The following is a 1,007-nucleotide window of genomic DNA, read 5'->3' on the forward strand; positions in this document are numbered from 1 at the left end:
CACCTACCCCCCGGCCCTCTTCGACGCGATAGAAGACCTGACCGGCCGCCCCCTCACCGGCACCCGCGTCGCGGACGTCGGCGCCGGTACCGGTATCGCCACCGCCCTCCTGCACGCACGGGGAGCGAACGTCGTCGCCGTGGAACCCGGTGACGGCATGGCGGCCCAGTTCCGCCGCACCCTGCCCGGCATCCCGATCATCCGCGGCACCGGCGACGACCTCCCCCTCACCGACGCCTCCGTCGACCTCGTCACCTACGCCCAGGCCTGGCACTGGACCGATCCCGCCCGCGCCGTCCCGGAAGCCCTGCGCGTCCTGCGCCCCGGTGGCGCCCTGGCCCTCTGGTGGAACACCGACGCCCTCGACGTTGCCTGGATCGCCGAGGCCGCCGAGCGCACCCGCCGCCACTTCGGCATCGACGTCTCCGCGGAGAAGCGCAACGTCGACCACCCTGCCGCCGACCCCAGCGGCCGCCTCGACTTCACCCGCCGCACGGTCCGCTGGAGCCGCCGCGTCCCGGTCGACACCCACCTCGCCAACATCGGCAGCCACTCGGTCTTCCTCGTGCACGACGCGGAACACACCGCGTCGTTCCTCGCCGAAGAGCGCGAGCACCTCCTGCGGGCCTTCCCGGACGGCGTCGTGCAGGAGGTCTACGAGGTCGTCCTCCTCCTCGCCGAGACCCCGGCCTGACGCGCACCCGCTCAACCCGCCGGGTCAACCCGCCCGCTCACCTGCCCGGTCAACTCGCCGCTTGACGCGTCCCGCGAGCCGGGAGCATTATTCATCACATGATGAATAATGCTCCCGGCTCACCACGCCCAGGCCCGGCACCCGCCCCCGCTCAGCCCCCGGACCCGGACACCACAGCCGTCCACGCCGAGCACCTCACCGTCACCCGCGGCCCCCGCACCGTCCTGCGCGACCTCGGCTTCACCGTCCCCCGAGGCCAGATCACCGGTCTCCTCGGCCCCTCCGGCTGCGGAAAATCGACCCTCATGCGCGC

The 1,007-nt window shown here is 73.0% G+C and carries 2 protein-coding genes; both read left to right on the forward strand.

The window, feature by feature from the left end; all coding sequences use genetic code 11:
• Positions 1 to 694, forward strand: a 694-nt coding sequence (locus C1J00_RS43610; protein WP_102914249.1) for a class I SAM-dependent methyltransferase, incomplete at its 5' end; no start/stop codon positions are given.
• 98 nt (positions 695 to 792) lie between these two features.
• A partial coding sequence (locus C1J00_RS43615) for an ATP-binding cassette domain-containing protein (RefSeq protein ID WP_439333490.1) occupies positions 793 to 1,007 on the forward strand: 215 nt, incomplete at its 3' end.

The organism is Streptomyces cahuitamycinicus (assembly GCF_002891435.1).
Lineage (GTDB): Bacteria > Actinomycetota > Actinomycetes > Streptomycetales > Streptomycetaceae > Streptomyces > Streptomyces cahuitamycinicus.